This window comes from Sneathiella sp., assembly GCF_041689005.1.
GTDB lineage: Bacteria > Pseudomonadota > Alphaproteobacteria > Sneathiellales > Sneathiellaceae > Sneathiella.
The window spans coordinates 1-5,693 of the sequence record NZ_JBDNHC010000086.1 but is presented as its reverse complement, the minus strand read 5'-3'; the positions used below and the strand labels follow the sequence as shown (position 1 = coordinate 5,693).

Annotated in this window: 4 protein-coding genes; 3 read left to right on the top strand and 1 reads right to left on the bottom strand. The window is 55.3% G+C overall.

Going from position 1 to position 5,693, the window contains the following annotated elements:
• The 3 genes from ACESNI_RS10425 to ACESNI_RS10415 all read left to right on the top strand — a co-directional run.
• A partial coding sequence (locus ACESNI_RS10425; RefSeq protein ID WP_373086563.1) for a TonB-dependent receptor occupies positions 1–1,315 on the top strand: 1,315 nt, incomplete at its 5' end.
• Positions 1,316–1,378: 63 nt separating this feature from the next.
• Positions 1,379–2,425, top strand: a complete 1,047-nt coding sequence (locus ACESNI_RS10420; protein WP_373086562.1) for an alpha/beta hydrolase — start codon at positions 1,379–1,381, stop codon at positions 2,423–2,425.
• 106 nt (positions 2,426–2,531) lie between these two features.
• On the top strand, positions 2,532–4,211 hold the full coding sequence (locus tag ACESNI_RS10415) for a carboxylesterase/lipase family protein (protein ID WP_373086560.1): 1,680 nt from the start codon (positions 2,532–2,534) through the stop codon (positions 4,209–4,211).
• Positions 4,212–4,220: 9 nt separating this feature from the next.
• Here ACESNI_RS10415 and ACESNI_RS10410 read toward each other — a convergent pair whose 3' ends face one another.
• Positions 4,221–5,417 carry a tyrosine-type recombinase/integrase gene (locus ACESNI_RS10410; RefSeq protein ID WP_373086559.1) on the bottom strand — a complete coding sequence of 399 codons (1,197 nt, stop codon included), beginning with the start codon at positions 5,415–5,417 and terminating at the stop codon, positions 4,221–4,223.
• Positions 5,418–5,693: the final 276 nt, after the last annotated feature.

Below are 5,693 nucleotides of genomic sequence, written 5' to 3'. Positions count from 1 at the left end.
TCTGACCGACGTGCTGCCCTTCTATTTTCAGGAGACCATTGAAACCGACTCCTTCGTGGAAGAAGCTAGGCTGGTGTCTACTCCTGGTGGGCGGTTCGACTGGGTGGCGGGTGTCTACTATCTGGATCAAAAGAGCGATTACCTTGATGCATTCAATTTTCCCGAAGCCTTCCTGGGCGGGCTAGGCATCACCGGTCTCGCACCCATTGTCACACCCAACGCGGACTCAACAAATGATATACGCGGTAAAACGAATTTCGAAGCAGCCGTGTTCGGAGAGGTCAATTTTCACGCCACCGATACTCTCACGATTACGGGCGGCCTTCGCGCATCCCAGTATGAATTTGTCGATGAAGACACAGGGCTCGGCTTCTCTACGCCAGACTTGATTCCTGCGATATTTACAGCCCTTTTCGGGTTTGGCGGTGCAGACATCGCCAAGGTGCCTTCGGTTGCATCGAAGAACTCAACCGGTAAGCAGAACAAGGTCATCGGGAAGATCGGAATCGACTGGCAACCGACAGATGACCAGACATACTATGCGCTTGCTGCCCAAGGTTTCAGACGGAGCCATCCGAACGGTCCGTCGGCTGGAAATGGCGGGGTCAGCGCAATTGATCCAACAGATCCGACCATCATTCCAAGCCTGGCAGAAGCGGATTCGCTCTGGAACTACGAAGTAGGCGCAAAGACGGTTTGGCTGGATGGGCGACTGAGGGCAAACGTCGCGGCATACTATATCGACTGGGGGCCGATGCAGGTGCCGCTGGTTCGCTCATCCGATGCCACGCCCTATGTTGGAACAGTGGGCAAGGCGCGGTCCTATGGCCTCGAAACTGAGCTCGAAGCCCTGTTTACGGAGAACATGGTCGGCGGGTTCAACCTGACCTTGCAAAGCGCTGAAGTCACCGATGTGACCCCGGAAGAAGCTCTGATTTCTGGCGCAGTGGTCGGAGCAAAACTGTCATCACCTGAAGTGAAGGCGGGAGGATACATCAAGCATGATTGGCAGTTGGCTTCTGGTGCTGAGCTCTATGCCCGGCTTGATGCTCAATATGTTGGATCGTACGCAAACGCCTTCCCGAATACAGCAGGCGTGCCAATTCCCAATGCGGCCTTCGCAAAGGTTCCAGCATATGAGAATTTCAACGCCAGTCTCGGATGGTCAAAAGACAATATCAGTGCGGTTCTCTACGTCGAGAACCTGACCAATAACCAGGACGTGATCTTTATCGACGCGGCAAACTATTCCTTGAACCGCTACAGCACATTGCGACCCCGGACAGTCGGCCTCCGGCTTGGATGGAACTACTGAACCGCTCTTTTGCCATGACATGCTTTATCGGAATATATTTCCGAAATTGGGGAAGCTTCAAAAATGACTTCAAAAATCGCCAATGACCCTCGCATAGACCCCCGTATCAAGGCTGTCTTTTCAGCTTTCGATATGGGCCCGGAGCTAGGTGACGTGAATAGTCGTGAAGACATATTGCGCGAAGAAAGCACACCAGAAGCACAAGCTAGCGCGGCTGGACTAAAGGCTTTTCTCGACATGTGCGATTCTGAGGAAATTGCCCCATCACACGGGCTTCGCGTGCACACCGAGCAGGTTCAGTCGGTACCTGACGGCAATTCAATCAACATCCAGTTCATCCGGCCAGATACCAATGAGCGCGTGCCGTGCGTATACTACATTCATGGCGGAGGAATGGAGCGTCTCTCCTGCTACGACGGAAATTACAAGGCCTGGGGCCGGATGATTGCGGCTAATGGCGTTGCTGTTGCGATGGTCGACTTTCGCAATGCAATTTTGGCCTCTTCTGTCTCGGAAGTGGCACCGTTTCCCGCTGGCCTGAATGATTGCGTGTCGGGGCTTGCCTGGGTTCATGCCAATAGCAGCAAGCTCAACATCGATCCTGAGCGGATCATTGTGGCAGGCGAGAGCGGCGGGGGTAACCTGACCCTCGCAACAGGATTGAGGTTGAAGCAGGATGGTAAGCTTGGCCTGATTCAAGGGATGTATGCGCTCTGTCCTTACGTGGCGGGTCAATGGCCGCTGACAGAGCACCCATCATCAATCGAGAATAATGGCATCATGCTTCAGCTGCACCACAATCGTGGAGCTATGGGATATGGTATCGAAGCCTTTGAGCAAAGGAACCCGTTGGCATGGCCCGGCTTTGCGACGGCTGATGACGTTAAAGGACTGCCACCAACTATCATCAGCGTGAATGAATGCGATCCTCTGAGGGACGAAGGGATCGCATTCTACAGGCGACTTCTTCAGGGTGGTGTAAGTGCCCGGTGCAGGCAGGTCATGGGCACCATCCATGGCACCGAAATCTTTCCCATCTGCTGCCCGGACATAAGCCGAGACACCGCCAGGAACATCGCCGACTTTGCCCGTCTCGGCTTCGACGGCTGACAAGGCGTGCAGTGCGACCGGAGCACGCGTAAGCGACAAATAGCAATTTGGAGATCAGATAATGTATCCCATCAAGATGATCGGACAATTGGGGAGTGCACTGGTCATGTGCTGCCTGGCAGCGCAGGCAGTTTTAGCCGACGAGGTGCGACTGACGATTCCTCAGGGCGACCTTGTGGGGGATGTGTCGGCTGATGGCGTTGTCTCGTCCTATAAGGGGATCCCTTACGCGATCCCTCCTGTAGGCGATCGACGCTGGACGGCGGCTGAAGCTGCTCCCGCCTGGACGGGACGTAGGAGTGCTAAGCAGTTTGGCCCGGCATGTATGCAACCGAATCCGCCGGAGATGATGAGTTTTGGCCCAGGGACAGAACAACCGCTGATGTACATAGAGCCGGTCCCGGTCATGAGCGAAGACTGTCTCCATTTGAATGTCTGGTCGCCATTATCAACCGGTCATACCGAGCAGGCGGATTTGCCGGTGATGGTGTGGATCCATGGTGGGGGATTCACGACCGGCTTTAGCAGTATGCCCGTCTATGACGGTGAGGCCTTAGCAAGGCAGGGGGTGATCGTCGTGTCGATCAACTACCGAATGGGGATTTTCGGCTTTTTCGCACATCCCGAGTTGTCAGCTGAAAACCCTGACGGCATTGCCGCTAACTTTGGTATAACCGACCAGGTCGCCGCACTCCGTTGGGTGCGGGAAAACATTTCTGCGTTCGGCGGTAATCCAGATAATGTCACTATCTTCGGGGAATCGGCCGGAAGTTGGGCTGTCAGCCTGATGATGGCAACCCCTATGTCTGATGGCCTCTTTCAAAAGGCGATCGGTCAGAGCGGCGCCTATTTCTACGCTATGCCAAGCTTGAAAGAACCGGCAATGGGCTACGCCTCCGCCGAGTCGATGGGGCAGTCATTTGCCGCGCAGGTGACGAAAGAAGGGCTCCAAGGCTTGCGAAGCATGACGGCTCAGGATCTGCTGGACAAGACAGTGCCTGGCGAAGGGGTTCCCAATTTTGGACAGTTTGTTGTGGTTGACCGGACCGTTTTCAATCGCCCTGTCCGCGACACTTTTGCGCATGGTGAGCAACATGCGGTGCCGGTCATTGTCGGGTTCAATTCCGACGAGGGAAGCGGCCTGTCGGACTACGGTGTCGTTGCCCCAACGCCAGCCAGCGCAGCAGACTATGAGGCAGAACTTCAAACACGCTACGGCGATCTTGCGGCCGCATATTTGAAGCAATACCCGGCGGCACAGCTGACCGATGCTGTGTTTGATTCCTACAGGGATTCCGAGTTCGGCTGGCGGATGGAATATTGGGCTGGTCTTATGGAGCGAGTCGGAGCTCCCGCATGGCTATACTACTTTTCCCATGTCGCCCCCTTTGGTGAAACAGAACGGTGGGTATCCTTTGGATCTGAACAACGAAAACTCGGTGCGTTCCACGCTAGCGAAATTCCGTTCGTGTTCAACAATCTGGACGTTCAGTGGCAGTCAGATGTGACGGTGCGGTCCGATGATCTGGCGCTCGCCGAGACTATGTCAGCCTACTGGGTGAATTTCGCAAAGACGGGCGACCCGAATGGTGGCGACCGGCCACTTTGGGCGCCTTACAAGTCAAACGACCAACGGTTCATGTCATTCGCAGACGACGCCAAACCCGCGATCAACTTGCTGCCAGGCAGTCTGGAACTGCATTATGAGATTGATAGCAGGCGGGCTGAGCGCGGCATCGCTTGGGATGGCGCTCGCGCAGGTCTGCTCGGACAAACTGAAAAATGACCTGGTCGATCAGTCGTGCACTGGCCCCAGAATATTCGTGATTTGTCTGCCAACGATATCCACGACGGACCGTTTCTCCTGCTCGTAGCCGTGCCTCGCATAAATTCCGATGACACCGGCAACTTTGTGCTGTGTGAGCGCCGTGATCTCGTCGATGCCTGCGCCGCCGCGCTGTGCGAGGGTGACGGCCGTTCTGCGCAGATCGTGCAGTCGCCAATCACCAGCAATGCCGCTCTTGCGCATGTGCATCATACCTTTGGATCGACCGTTGAAACCCTTGGCTCCGTCGCTCCCGACGCCAAAAACGTAGGGACCTGGTAGCTGGGGCCAACCCGAAAGAAGCAAGACTGCTCGGTCAGACAGAGGAACAGCATGTGATTTTGCAGATTTCATGTCGTGGGCCGGGATGTTCCAAATCATGCCCTTGAGGTCCAGGTCTTGCCACCGCAAGCGTCCGATAGAGCCAATTCGCTGTGCCGTCATAAGTTGCAGGCGTGCCATGGCGCAAAGCACACTGGTGCCTGTCCAGAGTGAGCGAATTTCATCGTCGGTCAGGACGCGCTCTCGCGCAGCTACGGTCTTGGGCGTCCGGATGACAAGACAGGGATTTACGTCGATAAACTCCCGCTCTGCAGCCCATTGAAAGAAGTGGCGCAGATAGCTGTAGGCTGTGCGACGGCGAGCCGGCCTGTCACCGAGCTTATCCAGAATGTTAGCGATGTCCTTTCGCGTGATCGACACAAGAGGAGACGATCCCAGCTTTCTCAGGACGTGGTTCTTGAACACGGATTGCTTGTCCTGGGCTGTGGCCGCCACGTTGTTCATGCGGCACCACGCGAGATACTCGTCCACTGCCTGTGAAACCGTCAGGTCATGCTTGCGGGCTTTCTCTTCGCGCTCATGCTTCGGGTCTGTTCCTTCCGAGGCCAGTCGAAGGGCCTCGTTAGATCGCTGGCGCGCCTCGGCGAGACCGACAGTGGGATAGCGGCCAAGACCCAGCGAGCGTCGCCGTGCGGATGTGTCACCCGTGACGCGATAGAGCAGTCTCCACGACTTAGTGCCCGATGGAGATACGACACACTCCAGACCGGGGACGCCGCCCACGCTTGTGGTCGCTTGCAGCGTCTGGACCTGTCGATCAGTGAGTGCGCGGAGGCGGGACGTGGCCATTGAGTGCTCGCAAATAAAGCTCGAAATTTGTGCCATATTTGTGCCAAATAACGCGACAAAAGGCAAGTTCGTGTGAACGGACGTTAACGAAAAAGAAAAAAAGAATTAGATAAAACAAAGTTGTAGAGAATGTGTGCGAACGCCGATGAACGGAATAAAGTCCTATACCCACGGTAATCATCCCCGAAATTAAGTGACTTGAAAACTGGACTTCTTCGGCTTTGATAAAGCACGGAGACAACGATGAAGAAATCGAGATTTACGGACGGGCAGATCCTCGCAATCCTGAAACAGGGTGAGGGCGGTGTGCCT

Excerpts from the sequence above, each read along its gene's own strand:
- ACESNI_RS10410 (WP_373086559.1), bottom strand. The coding sequence starts at position 5,417 with ATGGCACAAATTTCGAGCTTTATTTGCGAGCACTCAATGGCCACGTCC.
- ACESNI_RS10420 (WP_373086562.1), top strand. The coding sequence starts at position 1,379 with ATGACTTCAAAAATCGCCAATGACCCTCGCATAGACCCCCGTATCAAG.
- ACESNI_RS10415 (WP_373086560.1), top strand. The coding sequence starts at position 2,532 with ATGTGCTGCCTGGCAGCGCAGGCAGTTTTAGCCGACGAGGTGCGACTG.